16 protein-coding genes are annotated in these 16,941 nt (G+C 62.3%); 5 read left to right on the forward strand and 11 right to left on the reverse strand.

The genetic code is table 11. The features are described 5' to 3' along the window. Positions 1–178: 178 nt before the first annotated feature. Together MKS85_RS21300 and MKS85_RS21305 are read right to left on the reverse strand one after the other, a co-directional pair. Complete coding sequence (locus tag MKS85_RS21300; RefSeq protein WP_047227411.1) at positions 179–1,072, reverse strand: PA4780 family RIO1-like protein kinase; 894 nt, start codon at positions 1,070–1,072, stop codon at positions 179–181. A 226-nt stretch (positions 1,073–1,298) separates the two neighbouring features. Beyond that, entirely contained in the window at positions 1,299–2,090 is a 792-nt protein-coding gene (locus tag MKS85_RS21305; RefSeq protein WP_076382810.1) for a helix-turn-helix transcriptional regulator, read from the reverse strand. Between the two features lie 79 nt (positions 2,091–2,169). Here MKS85_RS21305 and MKS85_RS21310 point away from each other — a divergent pair, with 79 nt between their 5' ends. Continuing rightward, complete coding sequence (locus MKS85_RS21310) at positions 2,170–3,198, forward strand: bile acid:sodium symporter family protein (RefSeq protein ID WP_188252123.1); 1,029 nt, start codon at positions 2,170–2,172, stop codon at positions 3,196–3,198. On the opposite strand, the gene MKS85_RS21315 is transcribed toward MKS85_RS21310, so the two are convergent. Then, complete coding sequence (locus MKS85_RS21315) at positions 3,185–4,462, reverse strand: acetyl-CoA C-acetyltransferase (RefSeq protein ID WP_047227408.1); 1,278 nt, start codon at positions 4,460–4,462, stop codon at positions 3,185–3,187. The genes MKS85_RS21310 and MKS85_RS21315 overlap by 14 nt on opposite strands. Before the next feature lie 145 nt (positions 4,463–4,607). Here MKS85_RS21315 and MKS85_RS21320 point away from each other — a divergent pair, with 145 nt between their 5' ends. Together MKS85_RS21320 and MKS85_RS21325 are read left to right on the forward strand one after the other, a co-directional pair. After that, positions 4,608–5,960, forward strand: a complete 1,353-nt coding sequence (locus tag MKS85_RS21320) for a 3-oxoacyl-ACP reductase (RefSeq protein ID WP_076382814.1) — start codon at positions 4,608–4,610, stop codon at positions 5,958–5,960. Positions 5,961–5,962: 2 nt separating this feature from the next. Continuing rightward, positions 5,963–6,817 carry a MaoC/PaaZ C-terminal domain-containing protein gene (locus tag MKS85_RS21325; RefSeq protein WP_310663128.1) on the forward strand — a complete coding sequence of 285 codons (855 nt, stop codon included), beginning with the start codon at positions 5,963–5,965 and terminating at the stop codon, positions 6,815–6,817. A gap of 832 nt (positions 6,818–7,649) precedes the next feature. Here the strand turns inward: MKS85_RS21325 and MKS85_RS21330 are convergent. From MKS85_RS21330 to MKS85_RS21345, 4 genes are read right to left on the reverse strand one after another with little or no spacing between them, the layout of a single operon-like run. Continuing rightward, on the reverse strand, positions 7,650–8,207 hold the full coding sequence (locus MKS85_RS21330; protein WP_047227405.1) for a DUF4136 domain-containing protein: 558 nt from the start codon (positions 8,205–8,207) through the stop codon (positions 7,650–7,652). Between the two features lie 20 nt (positions 8,208–8,227). After that, a complete protein-coding gene (locus MKS85_RS21335) occupies positions 8,228–8,845 on the reverse strand; it encodes a DUF4136 domain-containing protein (RefSeq protein ID WP_076382818.1) in 618 nt (205 codons plus the stop codon). 26 nt (positions 8,846–8,871) lie between these two features. Further along, positions 8,872–9,621, reverse strand: a complete 750-nt coding sequence (locus MKS85_RS21340) for a methyltransferase (protein ID WP_047227403.1) — start codon at positions 9,619–9,621, stop codon at positions 8,872–8,874. Beyond that, on the reverse strand, positions 9,618–9,923 hold the full coding sequence (locus MKS85_RS21345) for a MazG-like family protein (RefSeq protein WP_092395915.1): 306 nt from the start codon (positions 9,921–9,923) through the stop codon (positions 9,618–9,620). Before MKS85_RS21345 ends, MKS85_RS21340 begins: the two co-directional genes overlap by 4 nt. Before the next feature lie 164 nt (positions 9,924–10,087). On the opposite strand from MKS85_RS21345, the gene MKS85_RS21350 reads away from it, so the two are divergent. Both MKS85_RS21350 and MKS85_RS21355 read left to right on the forward strand, forming a co-directional pair. Further along, positions 10,088–10,381, forward strand: coding sequence for a hypothetical protein (locus tag MKS85_RS21350; protein WP_047227401.1), 294 nt, complete (start codon positions 10,088–10,090; stop codon positions 10,379–10,381). A 209-nt stretch (positions 10,382–10,590) separates the two neighbouring features. Beyond that, a complete protein-coding gene (locus tag MKS85_RS21355; protein ID WP_107321485.1) occupies positions 10,591–11,940 on the forward strand; it encodes an MATE family efflux transporter in 1,350 nt (449 codons plus the stop codon). A gap of 5 nt (positions 11,941–11,945) precedes the next feature. Here the strand turns inward: MKS85_RS21355 and MKS85_RS21360 are convergent, their stop codons facing one another. The 4 genes from MKS85_RS21360 to MKS85_RS21375 all read right to left on the reverse strand — a co-directional run bounded on the left by MKS85_RS21360 (position 11,946) and on the right by MKS85_RS21375 (position 16,799). Further along, positions 11,946–12,743, reverse strand: coding sequence for a DUF4123 domain-containing protein (locus MKS85_RS21360; protein WP_188252125.1), 798 nt, complete (start codon positions 12,741–12,743; stop codon positions 11,946–11,948). Beyond that, positions 12,740–14,056 (reverse strand): contractile injection system protein, VgrG/Pvc8 family, encoded by a 1,317-nt coding sequence (locus tag MKS85_RS21365; protein ID WP_310663129.1) that lies wholly within the window; start codon positions 14,054–14,056, stop codon positions 12,740–12,742. Before MKS85_RS21365 ends, MKS85_RS21360 begins: the two co-directional genes overlap by 4 nt. Positions 14,057–14,290: 234 nt before the next feature. After that, the gene (speA, locus tag MKS85_RS21370) at positions 14,291–16,204 is read right to left on the reverse strand and encodes an arginine decarboxylase (RefSeq protein WP_047227397.1); all 1,914 of its coding nucleotides are present in this window, start codon (positions 16,202–16,204) and stop codon (positions 14,291–14,293) included. A gap of 223 nt (positions 16,205–16,427) precedes the next feature. Next, positions 16,428–16,799: a translation initiation factor Sui1 gene (locus MKS85_RS21375; protein ID WP_047227396.1), complete on the reverse strand. Its 372-nt coding sequence runs from the start codon at positions 16,797–16,799 to the stop codon at positions 16,428–16,430. Positions 16,800–16,941: the final 142 nt, after the last annotated feature.

The raw sequence follows: 16,941 nt of genomic DNA on the forward strand, positions 1-16,941 counted from the left end.
TCGCGATGACGCCGGCATATCCTGCATCCATGCAAGCTGATACATCGCTATCGCGAGCAGGCTCGCTCCCACAGGGAGTTGGTGGCGGACGCAGGTGTTGAGGGCCTCACAAAAACACTGTGGGATTTTTTGGGCGGCCACAAAAAACCCGGCCTGGGCCGGGTTTCTGGTCAAGCGCTCACTGCATCCACGGCGGAGGCGGTTCTTCGGTTTTGCCGGGTGGAGCGTCGTCAGCGGCACGGACGGCCTGGCGGCGTTCCTCGTCCAGACGGGCAGCCTCGATTTCACGCATGATCCCGCCGACATCCGCCAGCTCTTCCGGCTCATCGAACTCGCCGGTCAGCACGCTGGCCGGGTGCAAGGTGCCGGCCTCATACAACGCCCACATTTCCTTGGCGTACCGGGTGCGCTTGAGCTCCGGGGCAAACCGGCCGAAGTAGGACGCCATGTTGCCCACATCCCGCTCCAGCATGCTGAAGGCGTGATTGTTGCCAGCGGCGTCCACCGCCTGCGGCAGATCGATGATCACCGGGCCCGTCGGCGTAAGCAGCACGTTGAACTCCGACAGGTCACCGTGCACCAGACCGGTACACAGCATCAACACAATCTGGGAGATCAGGAACGCGTGATACTCACGGGCCTGATCCGGCTCCAGTACCACATCGTTCAGACGCGGTGCCGCATCGCCGTATTCGTCAGCCACCAGCTCCATCAGCAGCACGCCTTCGAGGAAGTCGTACGGCTTGGGCACTCGCACGCCCGCACCGGCCAACCGGAACAGCGCCGCCACTTCGGCATTCTGCCAGGCGTCTTCAGTTTCCTTGCGCCCGAACTTGGAGCCCTTGGCCATGGCCCGGGCCTGGCGGCTGTTACGCACCTTGCGGCCTTCCTGGTATTCGGCCGCCTGACGAAAACTTCGCTTGTTCGCCTCCTTGTAGACTTTGGCGCAACGTAGCTCGTTGCCGCAGCGCACCACATAAACAGCTGCTTCTTTACCACTCATGAGTGGGCGCAGCACCTCGTCGACCAGACCGTCCTCGATCAGGGGTTCAATGCGTTTTGGAGTCTTCATCAGCTTTTATTGTGGGTCCTTTATTACCGAACACGCGAATGACAGTCGTTATACGGCAATCCTCCCTCCACGGGGAGGGGTTGCCGACTTATGAACCCTTCGATGCACACAATGTGCCGGATTAAATCGACCGAGCCGAATCATAGCCGAGACAGCGCATAGCGTTGGCAACTGAATGCAAAGGCGTTTGCGACAAGAGCTGACAGCCATGCTCAGTGCAGCTGATTCAATGTTTAAACAACTCCCCCGGGGTCAATCCAAACATCCCCTTGAACGCCACTATGAAAGCGGACGTGGAATCGTAGCCACAGGACAACGCCGCGCCGGTCACGCTATCGCCTTTTTCCAACGACCCCAGGGACGACAACAGCCGCGTACGCTGGCGCCAGGCGCGAAAGCTCAGGCCGGTTTCGCGCTGGAACAGACGCATCAGGGTTTTTTCCGATGTGCCCAAGCGCTCGGCCCACACTTGCAAAGTCACGTTCTGGTCGGGCTGTTCGATCAATTCGTTGCACAACGCCAGCAGACGCGCATGCCGGGGAAGTGGCAGGCAAAAGCCAACCTCCGGCAGTGTTGCCAACTGGTCCAGCAGCACTTGCACCAGTCGCGCTTGCTGGGTATCGCCCTGAGCGTAATCGGCCGGCAACTGACAAAAAGCCTTGATCAGCTCCCGCGCCAGCGGCGTGACCTCCAGCACTCGGCAGCGTTCATCGGCCCACGGACAGGCTTCGCGACGGACATAAAGGCTGCGCATTTCTGCCCGGGTGGAGGTCACCACATGATGCTCCAGGTCGGCAGGAATCCAGATGGCCCATTGTGGCGGGGCGAAAAAACTGCCTTCGGCGGTGTGCACACCCAGCACGCCACTGATGGCGTAGGAAAACTGCACCCAGTCATGACGATGGGCCTGGGTCCACGAACCGGCGCTCAAGCTTTCGACACGGGCATAAAGCGGCCTGGGCAATTCCGTCAGGTCGGGAATGCGCCTTTCGAGTTGTTGGTGTCCGTTAGTCGGCATGGATTGGCCTTATGTCGCAAGACGGATGCAAGTGCCGACGTTAGGCTAAGTCGACTTTTCTTACAACTTGCGGTGCCGTATGCACATTTTCAGACACCTCAAACGCCTGGTAACCGACTGGTTCCTGTGCGGCATGCTGCTTGCCACGTTGCTGGCGTATCTGTTTCCCAGCTTTGGCGCTACGGGTGGCGCCATGCATGCCGAGTGGGTGGTCAATATCGGCATCTTTGTCGTGTTCTTCCTGCACGGGATAAACCTGTCCGGCGAGCAGATCCGCCACGGTCTGAGAAACACCCGACTGCACTTGATGGTGCAGGTCTTTACCTTCGGCGTGTTTCCGTTGATCTGGCTGGTCAGCGATTGGCTTCTGGGCCGCCATGTGCCGTCACTGCTGATGCTGGGGTTCTTCTACCTGTGCGTCCTGCCCTCGACCATTTCATCCTCGGTGGCCCTGACCGGCAGCGCCGGCGGTAACGTACCGGCGGCGATTCTGAACGCGAGCCTGTCCAGCGTGCTGGGGATTTTCCTGACGCCACTGCTGGTCAGTTTCGTGGTCGGCAGCGGCGCCGGGGGGATCGATCTGGGTGCGACTTTGCTCGACCTTTGCCTGATGTTGCTGCTGCCGCTGGTGCTCGGACAGTCACTGCGGCGCTGGCTGGCCGGTTTTTTCGGGCGGTACAAACGCTACACCAGCATCATCGACAAACTGGTGATCCTGCTGCTGGTCTACGCGGCGTTCTGCAATTCGATGGTGTCCGGGATCTGGCAACAACAAGGCAACACCGTGCTGCTCAGTGCATTGCTTGGCAGTGCCGGGTTGCTGGCAATCATTTTGTGGATGACCACCCGTACCGCCCGGGCCCTGCGGTTCAGCAACGCCGATGAGATTGCCGCGGTGTTCTGCGCCAGCAAGAAATCCCTGGCGGCCGGGGTGCCGATGGCCGCGTTGATTTTCGGCAACAACCCCGGCCTGGGGCTGATCCTGTTGCCGATCATGATCTATCACCCGCTGCAGCTGATCGTCTGTTCGATCCTGGCCGAACGCTACGCCAACCGCCAACGGGAACTCATTCATCAACAACGCGAGGCGTCCCTCAACGCTCAATGATTGCCGTCACACCCTGGCCACCGGCCGCGCAGATGGAAATCAGACCGCGGCCCCGCCCCGCCGCGTCCAGCAACTTGGCGAGGTTGGCGACGATTCTTCCACCCGTGGCGGCAAACGGGTGGCCGGCGGCCAGGGAGCTGCCTTTCACGTTCAGCCGGCTGCGGTCTATGCTGCCCAACGGAGCGTCGAGGCCCAGGCGCGTCTTGCAATAATCCGGGTCTTCCCAGGCTTTGAGTGTGCATAACACTTGAGCGGCAAATGCCTCGTGGATCTCGTAGTAATCAAAGTCCTGCAACGTCAGGCCGTTGCGCGCCAGTAACCGAGGCACGGCGTAGGCCGGCGCCATCAACAACCCTTCTGCTCCGTTGACGAAATCCACCGCTGCCGTTTCGCCGTCGCGCACATACGCCAGGATCGGCAACCCCCGGGACTTGGCCCACTCTTCGCTGCCCAGCAGCACCAGTGACGCGCCATCGGTCAATGGTGTGGAGTTGCCCGCCGTCATCGTGCCCTTGGCGCTTTTTTCGAAGGCCGGCTGGAGGGCGGTGAGTTTTTCCAGGGTCAGGTCTGGACGCAGGTTGTTGTCCCGTGTCAGGCCGAGAAACGGCGTCATCAAGTCGTTCTGCCAGCCTTCGGCGTAGGACGCGGCCATTTTCTGATGACTTTCCAGGGCCAATTGGTCCTGCTCCTCCCTGGGAATCTGCCAGGTCTGAGCCATCAGTTCGCAATGCTGGCCCATGGACAGGCCGGTTCGTGGCTCGCCATTGCGCGGCAGTTCGGGAACGAGGTGCTGGGGACGCAGTTGCAGGAAGGTCTTGATTTTCTCAGCGGTGGTTTTGGCGCGATTGGCTTGCAGCAGGATTCTGCGCAGCCCTTCGTTGACGCCAATCGGCGCATCCGAGGTTGTGTCTACGCCGCCGGCAATGGCACTGTCGATCTGCCCGAGGGCGATCTTGTTGGCCGTCAACAGCACAGTCTCCAACCCCGTGCCGCAAGCCTGTTGCAGATCGTAGGCCGGGGTGGTGGGCGATAGCCGCGAGCCGAGCACGCATTCGCGGGTCAGGTTCAGATCCCGGGAAAGCTTGAGCACCGCACCGGCGGCCACCTCACCGATGTGCAGGCCATGCAGGTTATAGCGCTCGATCAGCCCCTCGAGCGCGGCGGTCAGCATCGCCTGGTTGCTGGCGGTGGCATAGGCCCCGTTGGAGCGGGCGAAGGGGATGCGGTTACCACCAATGATCGCGACGCGGCGTAGCTGTGTCATGAAGAACTCCCTGTGTATGTCCGGATGCGCCAATGGGCCTGCGGAAACCCGGCTCCCGCACAAGCTTAGGCTTTATCTGGCCAATCGAACGACTGATTGCCAATCATGGTCCACACTTTGAACCTCATCAGCCGGAGTGTGTTCCATGTCAGACCGTTATATCGACTTCGCCAATTCGCCTCTGGGCCTGCGTCTGGTCGGTGCGCTGGGCCTGCCATCGCCGGCCCGCCTGGAGCGCTGGCAGGCCGGGCGGCTGCGGCCGATCGAAGGTGCGTTGCTGTTGGGCGGCGGGCCGTTGACCGAACAGATCGGTGCATTTGCCAAGCGCCTGACCGATGCGATCTTCATCTACGGGGGCGAACCGACACTGGCCACCGAATGGATCCCCGGTCACGGTCCGAAAATCAAGGCGGTGGTGTACGACGCCAGTCATCTGGCGCAGGCCGACCAGCTCAAGCAACTGCGCGAGTTCTTCCAACCCCTGATGAAGAACCTCGACCACAGCGCCCATGTCGTCATCCTCGGCCGCGCTCCGGAAGGTCTCGCCGATCCGTTTGCCGCCAGCACGCAGCGGGCCTTGGAGGGCTTCAGCCGTTCCCTGGCCAAAGAGTTGCGCCACGGCGGGACGCTGCAATTGCTGTATGTGGGTGACGGCGCCGAGGCCCAACTGGAAGGTGCGCTGCGGTTTTTCCTGTCGCCCAAGAGCGCCTACGTTTCCGGGCAGGTCATTCGCCTTGATGCCTGCCAGGCCCAGGTCCAGGACTGGACGCGTCCGCTCACCGGCCTCAAGGCTCTGGTCACCGGCGCGGCCCGGGGGATCGGCGCCTCCATTGCCGAAACCCTGTCCCGCGATGGCGCCGACGTGATCCTGCTGGACGTCCCGCAGGCCAAGGCCGATCTCGAAGCCCTGGCTGCGCGCCTTAGCGGGCGCAGCGTGACGCTGGACATTTGTGCTGAAGACGCCGCTACACAGTTGACTGAACACCTGCCCGACGGCATCGACATCGTGGTGCACAACGCTGGCATCACCCGGGACAAGACGCTCGCCAACATGACCCCGGAATTCTGGGACGCGGTGCTGGCGGTCAACCTCAACGCGCCGCAGGTGCTGACCAAGGCCCTGCTCGACAGTGGCACTCTGCGGGACAATGGCCGAGTGATTCTGCTGGCGTCCATCAGCGGCATCGCCGGCAATCGCGGCCAGACCAATTACGCGGCGAGCAAGGCCGGGTTGATCGGTCTGGCCCAGGCCTGGGCGCCGGTCCTGCAACCTCGGGGGATCAGCATCAACGCCGTAGCCCCGGGTTTCATTGAAACCCGCATGACCGCCGACATCCCTTTCGCCCTGCGCGAAGCCGGGCGGCGCATGAGTTCCCTGGGCCAGGGCGGCCTGCCACAGGACGTCGCCGAAGCCGTGGCCTGGCTCGCCCAGCCGGGGACGGGCGCCGTTACCGGCCAAACGCTGCGGGTGTGCGGGCAAAGCCTCCTGGGAGCATGACCATGACGATCCAATGGCATGAAGTAAACGCCGCGCCCGGTATGTCCTCGCTGTACGTGAAAGCCGCGACACGGCGCAAGGTCACTGGAAAAACCTTGCCCCAGGACGGACTGCGCCAAGTGATACAGGTCGATCCGCAACGCCTGGCGGCCTATCGCAAAGTCTGCGGTTTTGCCGAAAACGGACTGCTGCCGCCGACCTACCCCCACGTACTGGCGTTTGCCCTGCAGATGCAATTGCTCACCGCCCGGGACTTTCCGTTCCCGTTGCTGGGGCTGATCCACTTGAGCAATCGCATCCGCCTACTGCGGCCCATGGGCGGGGTCAGCCAAGTGCAGGCTCGCGTCAACGTGCAGAATCTGCAAGCTCACCCCAAGGGCGCGGTGTTCGACCTTGTGACTCGCATCGATGATCAATTGGGGCCGTTGTGGGAGGCCGAGAGCCAGATGCTTTGCAAGGGCGTCCAGCTTGACGGCGCGTTGGTGGAAGAGCCGCTGCAAGAGATCCAGGCATTGACTGAAGTGGCGCACTGGACCGCGCCGGCTGACATTGGCCGGCAATATGCCAAGGTGTCCGGCGATTACAACCCGATCCACCTGAGCGGCCTCAGCGCACGGCTGTTCGGCTTCCCCACCGCCATCGCCCACGGCCTGTGGAACAAGGCCAGGACCCTGGCGGCGCTGGACGAACACTTGCCCGATGCCAACGTCGAGATCGATGTCACCTTCAAGAAGCCGGTGCGCCTGCCCAGCGAAGTGACACTGCTGGCGAGTGCCGCGGGGTCCATTGGGGACTTGCGATTGATCGGTTCGGGGGACTTGGAGCATATGGTGGGGAGCTGGCGGCCGGCTGGCTGAGGACCGGCATCTTTGTTGAATGTGCGATGGCTATCGCGAGCAGGCTCGCTCCCACATGGGTTCTCGGGCGGTCATGGGGCCTGCGTTCGAAACAAAGCCCCGGTGGGAGCGAGCCTGCTCGCGATAGCGGTGGGTCTGCTTGCATCGATGTTGAATGGGCCGCCGTCATCGCGAGCAGGCTCGCTCCCACATGGGTTCTCGGGCGTTCATGGGGCCTGCGTTCGAAACAAATCCCCTGTGGGAGCGAGCCTGCTCGCGATAGCGGTGGGTCAGCTTGCATCGATGTTGAATGGGCCGCCGTCATCGCGAGCAGGCTCGCTCCCACATGGGTTCTCGGGTGTTCATGGGGTGTGCGTTCGGCACAAATCCCTGTGGGAGCGAGCCTGCTCGCGATAGCGGTGGGTCAGCTTGCATCGATGTTGAATGGGCCGCCGTCATCGCGAGCAGGCGCGCGACCCCCAGGGGTCTCGGGTGTTCATGGGGTGTGCGTTCGGCACAAATCCCTGTGGGAGCGAGCCTGCTCGCGATAGCGGTGGGTCAGCTTGCATCGATGTTGAATGGGCCGCCGTCATCGCGAGCAGGCTCGCTCCCACATGGGTTCTCGGGTGTTCATGGGGTCTGCGTTCGGCACAAATCCCTGTGGGAGCGAGCCTGCTCGCGATAGCGGTGGGTCTGCTTGCATCGATGTTGAATGGGCCGCCGTCATCGCGAGCAGGCTCGCTCCCCCATGGGTTCTCGGGCGGTCATGGGGCCTGCGTTCGAAACAAATACCCTGTGGGAGCGAGCCTGCTCGCGATAGCGGTGGGTCAGTTGGCTTCGATGCTGAATCCGCCTACCGCGGCGGATAGTTCGCCAGGATCCGCGCAACCGTCTCACGCACTGCGGTGCTGCGATCCGTCGGATTGGGTGAGTTGCTGAGCATTCGTTCATCACTGCCACGCCACACCAGCTTGCCGTCCTTGCCATCGAGCAGGTCAATCTGCACCGTGGCGACCTTGTAGCTGATGTTGCGGGTTTCGTTGTACATCGGCCCGCCCCAATAGCCATTCCAAGGGCTGCCCCAACCACCGCCGTAGTTGGTCGTGATCTGTTGCTGGCGATCCTCGACGATCAGGTAGGCCTGGACCATCACATCCCCTCGCCCGCCAGCCTGGGCCGGGCGCAGACCGCGCTGGTCGAGTTGATCAGCAACCGCCTGACGGATCCGCTGTTCGGTCAGGTCGCTCTTGATGCGCGGATCATCGGGACGATATTGCAGCGCCGGCTCTTTCCAGCTCCAACTGCGGTAAGCCGAGAAATCCCGGCTGGTGTCAAAGTCGTGGTTGACCGGGGTACCCGCACAGGCGCCGAGCAACAGGGTAAAAGCCAGTAGAGCGATACGGCGAAACATGGTTTTTCTCCGTTGCGTAATCAACTTGGAGGATAAGCCGACAGGGCTTTTTCCACCGCTTCGCGAATGGCATCGGTGCGCGCGCTCTGACTGCCGCGCTGGCTGGTCTCGGCGCTGGCGCTCCACACCGGCTGACCATTACGGGCATCGAACAGGTCCACTCGCACCACCACGACCTGCTCCCGATAAGTGCGCACCACCGGCACCGAGTGATACATGCCATAGCCGGGGCCGTAGCGGTCGTAACGGTTGTAGCCGCCGTAGTAACCGGAATCATAGTCGTCCCGAACCTGACGCACGCGCGTTTCCAGGCGCAGGTCGGCACTGACGAACAGGTCGGCCGGGCGGTTGTCATGCAATGGACGCAGGCCGCGTTGATCCAGGGCGTTGCTCACCGCTTCAGCCACCTGGGCCGAGTCTGCCCAAGCGGTGCCCGGTGGCAGTCGCCCGTTGAGCCAGGCCCAACTGCGATAGCGCCCGTAGTCACGGGGTGGCGCGGGGTAAGCGCTGCGGTCAAACACCGTGGCGGCCTGCGGCGGCGCCGGTGGCAGCGGGTTAGACGTGGCGACATACGGGTTGCTGCCCTGGCAGGCAGCCAGTCCCAGGCACAACACCAACAACCCTGAACGACCTTTCATTTCGCGCTCCGATTTGCTCTTTCAGATCAGAGGGGACGGCAGACCCAGTGCAGATAACGCCCCAACCCGGCAAACGCCGGATGGCGGCGGTGAGCCAGCTCCATCTCCAGCAACTGCGCCAGCTCCACGCGGCCCTGGAACTCCACCGGCATGTAGTCATGGAAAACCCGCACGCCACTTTGAGTTTCGACCTGCCACACGCCTTCAAGTTGCGCCGCCAATTCCCGCGGATCAAGGGGTTGTTGCGGGGTCAGGCTCTGTTTTTCACCGGCCATGTCATTTTTGCGCAACTTGCGAAAATGCCCCTTGAGCAGGTTGCGATAAACCAGCGCGTCGCGGTTGTAGAACGCCAGGGACAACCAGCCGCCCGGGACCGTGAGTTGATGCAGCACCGGCAGGATCGCATGGGGTTCGGCCAGCCATTCCAGCACCGCGTGGCACAGCACCAGGTCGTAAGGCTCAGTGAGCTGGTCGGGCAGCGCCTGCCACGGAGCCTGAATGAACGTTGCGCTCTGACCGGCATCGGCGAACCGCTGACGGGCACCTTCGAGCATGGGCTCGGCTGGCTCGGCCAGGGTCACCTGATGGCCGCGCTCGGCCAGCCACAACGACATGTGGCCCAAGCCGGCGCCTATGTCCAACACACGCAACGGACGCTCAGGCAAGGCTTCAAGCAGATCGGCCTGCAGCACCGCCAGGCGGATCGCACCTTTGGCCCCACCGTAGATTTTTTCAGCAAAGCGCGTGGCGAGCTGATCGAAATGGCGATCGCTCATTGGCCGAACCGCCGCTCGCTGTCGGCCAGCTTGCTGCGCACCACAGCCTCCATATCCAACCCCAGCTCGCTGCACAGCAGCAACAGGTACAACACAATGTCACCGACTTCCTGCCCAGCGTGGGCCAGCTTGTCCGCCGGCAACTGGCGCGACTGGTCCTCGGTCAGCCACTGGAAAATCTCCACCAGTTCGGCCATTTCCACACTGGCGGCCATGGCGAGGTTTTTCGGGCTGTGAAATTGCCGCCAATCGTTACGGTCACGAATGGCATGCAGGCGTTCGGTCAGTTCAACAAGGTTCATCGGGGTCTCCTGAATGCGCATAGCTTCGGGGGGATGACGAGGGAAGGCAAGCGTCTCGGTACGAAGCGGCGTTTTGCCCCATAATCGAACGATCTTGGCCTTCAGCCGCTCTTACAACCAGAAGCCCAAGGCTCGATTCCGATCTCTCTCATCAGGATGTACACATGCAGGTAGAAAGCTTTTTCGAATGGCTCGGCCAGGCGCTCGGTTCGGTGATCCGGTTTATCGTCGACCTGCTCAGCGGCCTGTTCAACACCCTGGCCAATGCTGGCGGCAACTTTGTCGATGGCCTGTCGCGCACACTGGGCATGGACACCTCGATCATCAGCATCATTGCGCTGATCCTCGGGCTGATGCTGCTGTACTCGGCAATCCGCGCCTTCATGCGGGCGTCGATCATCCTGGGCATTATCTGGTTGGTGTTGGGGTTGTGGTTGTTGAGCTGGATCATTCACTAGGGCCGAGAGCACTGTGTGGGAGCAAAGCTTGCTCGCGATACAGGCGCCTCGGCGCCCTGAAAGACCGCGTCATCTTCATCGCGGGCAAGCCTTGCTCCCACAGAGTTTTTTGAGATCGAACGCGGAGCGTCCCTAGAGGCATTCCCACGCGGAGCATGAGAACGATCATGCGAGAACCCGCTACAATCGCGCTCCGCCAAGGAGCTCGCATGTCCAACCTGATCACCGACTGGCGCGACCGTCTTACCCACCGCCGGGTATGGGCGCTGGCCGCGCCGATGATTCTCTCGAACATTTCCGTGCCGCTGGTGGCACTGGTGGACAGCACCGTCATCGGCCACTTGCCCCATGCCCATCAGTTAGGCGCGGTGGCGGTCGGGGCGAGTTTGTATACGGTGCTGGCCTGGGCCATGGGTTTCTTGCGCATGGGCACCACCGGGTTCGCCGCCCAGGCAGCCGGGCGTGGGGATGGAGCGGCGTTGCGGCAGGTGCTGCTGCAAGGTCTGCTGCTGGCGATGGGGTTGGCGCTGGTGCTGGGGGCGGTCGGCGTGCCGTTGAGTGGCGTGGCGTTGCATTTCATGCAGCCATCCGCCGAGCTTGAGCAGTTGACCCGGGACTTTTTCCACACCCGGCTGTTTGGCTTGCCAGCGGCGCTGGCCAGTTATGCGCTGGTGGGCTGGTTTCTCGGTGCTCAGAATGCCCGGGCGCCGTTGGCGATCCTGCTGGTGACCAACCTGGTGAACATCGCCCTGAACCTGTGGTTCGTGATCGGCCTGGACTGGGGCGTGACCGGTTCGGCCCGGGCGTCGGTGATTGCCGAGTGGACCGGCGCCCTGGTCGGTCTGATCCTGGCGCGCAACACGCTGCGGGCCTGGCCGGGGCAGATCGCCTGGGCGGCCCTGGGGGTGTGGCAAAGCTGGCGTCCGTTGCTGGCGGTGAACCGGGACATTTTCATTCGCAGCCTGGCGCTGCAAGCGGTGTTCTTCCTGATCACGGTGCAAGGCGCGCGTCTGGGGGATGCGACCGTGGCAGCCAACGCGCTGCTGCTCAATGGTCTGCTGCTGACAGCCCACGCCCTGGACGGTCTGGCCCATGCCGTCGAAGCGCTGTGCGGTCACGCCATCGGCGCCCGCGACCGCCTGGCCCTGCGCCGCTCGCTGGTGGTGGCCTGCGGATGGTCATTGATTGCCAGCGTGGGGTTTGCCTTACTGTTTCTGCTCGCCGGCCACCTGTTCATCGATATGCAGACCGATATTCCGGACGTGCGCGACACCGCTTACCGCTACCTGCCTTACCTGGCAGCGCTGCCGTTGATTGCGGTCTGGAGTTATTTGCTCGACGGCCTGTTCATCGGCGCCACTCGTGCCAGGGAAATGCGCAACGGCATGCTGTTGACCCTGTTGCTGGTGTCGCCGTTTGCCTGGGTACTGCAAGCGCTGGGCAACCACGGGCTGTGGATCACTTTCCTGCTGTTCATGGCTTTGCGCAGCCTGACCCTGGGTGCTTTCGCCTGGCGCATGCAACAGCGCGATAGCTGGTTCGGTGCCGGCGCCCATTGACCTTTTCAACCTTGATTGTCCTGCCACAGCCGCCGCAGGTGATCCAGGCGTTCGCGCTGCGAACCGCCTTTGAGCCCCGGCACGGGTCGGGCATTGGGGTATTGCAGGCGCAGCCATAACCAGTCGTCGAGTACCGGTCGTTCGGTGAACCCCAGGGTCAGCCCTTGCTGCAAGTCCTCCCAGAGCAGGCGAAAATCCCGTCCGGTAGAACAAGACCACTGCCAGACGTGGCGTTCCAGCAGACATCGCTGCAACTGACTTTGCTGCCAGTCGCTGAGACTGTGTTCATTTTCCAGTGCCGGTACTGCCAGCCCCGGATTGCAAAGTTGCTGCCAGCCCTGGCTGCCGATGGTCCTGTCACCCCAGGTCCCGCCGAACCAGCGCACCAGGCTGATCGGCCCCAGCCAGCAACTGAGTTCCCGAGGATCGCAACCGTCGAAGAAATAGCTGGCCGTGTGAGGGTTGTAATAGTTCAGCAAGGCCTTGTGATGCAGGCCTAGCGTCACCGTCAACATGCGTCGCAGATGCGCCAGTAATTGCGCCTCTGACGCTCGGCTGACCAACAACAGCCCCGGCCAGGCGCCGGCATCCAGGTGACACAGGCTGGCCAGTGCCGGCGATTGCTGCAAATCCACCAGCAACGGACCATGCTCTCTCAGCCCGTGCAATTCGGTGCCTTCGAACAAGGCAAAGCGCCGGATCTCGGCGAACTGCTCCTGCAAACGCTGCGCGGCGTCCGGCGCACCGGGTACGTCGAGCAGCAGCCATTGCGGCGCTGATGCAGACATGGCGGCAGCATTCATGGAGCAGCGCCCGCGCCGAGCTGCGTGAGCATGCGGCAGGTGCACAACGGCTGGCTACAGGGGTTGAAGCTGCCGCCTCCGGGCAACAGACACAACAACACCAACGGCTCGGCACTCTGGATCGCCGCCAACAGAAGCGGGTCGATGCCAGAGGCCTCATGGACTGGTCGGGATGTTTCGCTCAGGAGTGACTCATCCCCTTCTTCCCGAGATGCCGGCGCGTCGAGCAATGCGCTGATCAATGGACGATCCGGGTCGCCCTCGATAAAACTCACCAACACCTCGGTGCCCTTGCCAATGGCGTGCCCCCAAGCGGCCAGCTCAGGGGCCAACGGCAGCCAGCAATGACTGGGACTGGCTCCCTCCCCCTGATAGACCCAGTCGAACTGCACCGCCACTCGCCCCGCCACCTGCATCTGCGGCTCATCGACCGTGACCACCCAGCCGCGCTGCCGACTCAGCATGCGAGGTTTTGCCGCAACCCCGGTCGCCACGAACGGCCATCCCGCAGGAATGGCGCGAACATGGTTGCCATACACGCCGGCCTGCGCGCGATGCTCGACTTTCGTCAACAGCCAGGGCTGGTTCCAGCCTTCGACAGGGTGCCCTGCCAGCGACAGCGTCCGGCCGCAATGCAGCCCCATCAGATCGCTGCGGCCCAAGGCTACCTGCTCCCCCGAAACATCGCTTTGTACACGCCAGTTGCGCACCGCCGGAGCCGTTCCCTCGAGCCTGTAAAGCGTCTCGCCATCGGGCAGGGAGTCGTCCGTGCTGTCAGCAAAAACCAGGCAATGCCCATCCCGAGCCTGCTCGAAATGGAAGTAAATGCCCGCCTCGGCGCACACGCGTTGGAGAAATTGCAGATCTGACTCCCGATATTGGGTACAGAAATCGCGCAGCGGATAATCGCCACTCAAAGCCAGGCACACCTGGCGACCGGCAATGCCGTGGGCCTTGAGCACCTGGCGAATGATTTGCGGCACTGAGCGGGCACTGAACACCCGTTGGCTGAATCGTTGCGCCAGGCACGTCAGCTTCGGCCCGATGCGCACCCGGCAACCAGCGCCCTGACGATGCTGGACAAGCTCGTGAATCTGCCCATGGATGCCCCGCCCTCCAGCGTCGAAACTCAACCAGACGCTGCGGTAGAGCAACCCGGCAAGGTCCAGGGGCGTATCGCCGATCAACAGCTCCACATCAAAGACAAAGGGTTCGCTGATGGCTTCGCTGCCCGTGAAGGCCACGACAACAAAGGATTCGGGCAGACCGGCTATCTCCAGACGAAATGACGGCTCGCTGGCTGGATCGGACATCGGCGTTTCTCTACAGGAGGGGCGGCTGAGGATTCTCGCTGAGAGCCATGGCCGAGTAGAGAGCCCAAGTACAAGTTAGGAAAGGGACTACACGAAATAAGGACACCACCGGTTAAATGCACCAGTGTTCGGAAATAACCGCGGCACAAATAAAAACGCCCTCCGGGACTATCCGAAAAAACCCGCAGCACACGGTGTATTTTCTGACAGTCCCGGAGGGCGTTCAGGCCGCCATCAGGAAGACAGGTAGGACGACCGCGTCAACCCCAGGCGCAGGGCATCCAGGAACTGGGTGCGTTCGGCGGCGCTGATACGGGCGCTGGCGCATTTGTCGCGGTAGTGGGTCATCAACTCCTCCGGCGACAGGTGCACGTAGCGCAGCATGTCTTCGATGGTGTCGTGGGTTTCGATACCGGCGTGGTACACGCTGCCGTCGGCATTCTGGTAGATGTTCACCGAGTCGGTGTCACCGAACAGGTTGTGCATGTCGCCAAGGATTTCCTGGTAGGCACCCACCAGGAAGATGCCCAACAGGTAATCTTCGCCCGGATTGAGGGAATGCACCGGCAGGCTGGTTTCGATGCTCTGCTCGTCGACGTACTGCTTGATCTTGCCGTCGGAGTCGCAGGTCAGGTCTTGCAGCACGGCGCGGCGCAACGGCTCTTCATCGAGGCGATGCAGCGGCAGGATCGGCAGCACCTGACCGATGGCCCAGGTGTCCGGCAGGCTCTGGAACACCGAGAAGTTGCAGATGTACTTGTCGGCGAGCTTGTCGTTGAGTTCATCCAGCACCTGGCGATGGGAACGCTGGCGGGCCTTCAACGAGTTATGCAGGCGACGGCACACGGCGAAGTAGCACTGCTCGGCCAGGGCTTTTTCCGCCAGGGTCAGCTTGCCGTCGGCGTACTGGGCGGCCACGTCACTCATGTAGTGGGTGGCGCGCCAGTAGGTCTCGGTGACCATCTCGATATCGGTCGGGCCCAGCAGGTCAACCAGCCACTGCACGGTCTCCGGCAGGCTTTCCTTGTTTTCGATCACCGGCACGTCGTCGTGGTGCTTCTCGACGTCGGTCACCTGCACCACCAGCATCGCGTGGTGGGCGGTCAGGGAGCGACCACTTTCCGAGAAAATGTGCGGATGCGGCAGGCTCTGGGCATCGCAGAACTCCTTGAGCATGCCAACCACGACACCGGCGTAATCGTCCATGTCGTAGTTGATCGAACTGGCATTGCGCGAGTGCGTACCGTCATAGTCCACGCCCAGGCCACCGCCAACATCGATGTGATCCACCGGCAGGCCGAGGTTGCGCAGCTCACCGTAGTAGCGGATCGCTTCCTTGAAGCCATGCTGGTAGTCCGCCAGGTTGGCGATCTGCGAGCCCATGTGGAAATGCAGCAGGCGGATGCCCTGATCCAGGCCAGCGGCGCGGAAGCGCTCGACCACCGACAGCAGTTGCGCGGCAGACAAGCCGAACTTGGACTTTTCGCCACCGGTATCGGCCCACTTGCTCGACGCCAGGGACGACAGGCGTACCCGCAGGCCGACCTGTGGCTTGACCTTGAGCGACGCGGCTTCTTCGATCACCAGGCCGACTTCGGATTCTTTCTCGATCACGATGAAGACGTTATGGCCCAGTTTCTGGCCCATCAGCGCCAGGCGAATGAACTCGCGGTCCTTGTAACCGTTGCAGACGATAGTCCCGCCCTTGGGCGCCAGGGCCAGCACCGCCAGCAGCTCGGGCTTGGAGCCGGCCTCAAGACCGATGGAAACGTTCTGGGTGGCGATGATGTTTTCGATCACCGCTTCCTGCTGGTTGACCTTGATCGGATAGAGCGCGGTGTACTGGCTCTGGTATTCCAGGCGCGCGATGTTGCTGTCGAACGCACCGGTGAGCTGGCGCACGCGGTCTTGCAGGATGTCGGGGAAGCGCACCAGCAAGGGCAGCGACAGGCCGCTCTGGCGCAACTGGTCGACTTGCTCGAACAGGTCGATGGGCGAACTGCCTGGACCGTTCGGACGGACTTCGACGCGACCGGCGTCATTGATCGCGAAATACCCGGCCCCCCAATGGCGGATCCCGTAAACACTGCGGCTGTCCGCAACTGTCCATTGGCTGCCATCGTCTTTGCGTGTGCGTCGTACGGACATCGAAGTCCCCTATAAAGAAGTCAAAATGCACCATCCGGTAGGAGGCTGGAGCAGTCTAGAGAATGGAAATGACGATTTGCCTGTAAGCAAGGTAGACCCTGCTCACAGCGCTGAGTTTAGAAACCCGTTCAGAACAGGCTCTGTGAAAACCATGTGGGCGACTTCGAACCGTGCTTCGTAGAAAGGGTTCGAATCAAGCCGAGGGTGGTTTTCACAGAGGCTGCTAGCCGCCGGACTTTTTCGCCTTGAAGCCGTGTCGGGTCAGTTCCGCCAGCAGCAGCTCGACGTGATCGCCCTGGATCTCGATGATGCCGTCTTTCAAAGCGCCACCGGTGCCACAGCGCTTCTTCAACGTGGTGGCCAGTTCCTTGAGCGCGTCCTCGGCCAGCGGCACGCCAGTGATCGTGGTCACCGTCTTGCCGCCGCGGCCTTTGCTTTCACGGCGCACGCGAGCGATACCGTCACCTTCCGGAATGGTGGTCTGTTTGCAGATGCAGGCATCCACCGGCTGGCGGCAATCAGGGCAATGACGACCGGCGTCGGTAGAAAATACCAGGCCGCCCAAGGCGGCGAAGGATGCGGCTTTTTTGGCCACCGGCAATCCTCTTGGGAGGACAAAGACTGGCCGGGCAAAAGTAAGTGCCCCGACCGCGAAGCCCCACTCAGGCAGGGGCAGCGCTACTGGATCGCAGACAGCGATTCAGCTTGAAAAGTCGCGCAGTGTAACGGCAAAAAGC

The sequence above is a fragment of the Pseudomonas sp. JL2 genome (assembly GCF_031570495.1).
In the GTDB taxonomy this organism is placed as follows: domain Bacteria; phylum Pseudomonadota; class Gammaproteobacteria; order Pseudomonadales; family Pseudomonadaceae; genus Aquipseudomonas; species Aquipseudomonas rhizophila.